This is a genomic window from Vibrio sp. 1727, from assembly GCF_033344415.1.
Classification (GTDB): Bacteria; Pseudomonadota; Gammaproteobacteria; order Enterobacterales; family Vibrionaceae; genus Vibrio; species Vibrio alginolyticus.
In genome coordinates this window covers 1-657 of sequence record NZ_JAWPOT010000333.1, presented here as the reverse complement: position 1 = coordinate 657, position 657 = coordinate 1, and the positions used below count along the sequence as shown (strand labels likewise).

At 48.9% G+C, this 657-nt stretch carries 1 protein-coding gene; it reads right to left on the bottom strand.

From position 1 onward, the window contains the following. Window positions 1-657 (bottom strand): aminopeptidase P family N-terminal domain-containing protein (locus tag R8O10_RS25580; RefSeq protein ID WP_318192003.1); only part of this gene is annotated, 657 nt, incomplete at both ends.

The window sequence follows — 657 nt, the reverse complement described above, 5'->3', positions numbered from 1 at the left end:
CAATAACCGATGCGCCTGCATTTTGCAGAACTAACTTAAACCATGCGTTACTGATTGCTGGGTCGAGCAATACCTTTTTACCAGACATGGCTTCAAGGCGAGATTGAAGTGCTTCTGGATGATGAACCGTCACACCAGTACCCACATGCGCTGCAAATTCAGCAGGTAAGCGAGCGGGATCTAGGAAGTACTCTACACTTGAGTCGGCATGTAGAATCGCGTGCGACAGTAAAACTGGCAAACGCGATACATCCAAGCCACGTACGTTCAATAGCCAACAAATAGAATCAAGCGCTGTGATGACTGCACTGTCTGCACCGGCTTTTGTTACCAGTTGAGCGATCTCTTTACGCTTACTTTCGCTTGATTGACCAACGGCTTCGGTTGGCATGAGGCGAACGTCAGAAACCACGGGTGCAGGGCGGTCATGCCACAGCTCATCAATTGGGTTGCCGGAGAGAATGTTTAGCTCCAGTTTTCCGGCCAGTTTTGCTTGTGCCATATCTAGCCAAGCCGAACTGTGCATGCGAGGGTCGATAGCCACGGACGCATTTGTGGTTAGATTGTCTTGAATCCAATCCAATGCTGGTTCTTCAATTAGGTGGCGATATTCAAACAACTCACTAGGAACTTGTTTGGTCACTTGAACGGTGTAGC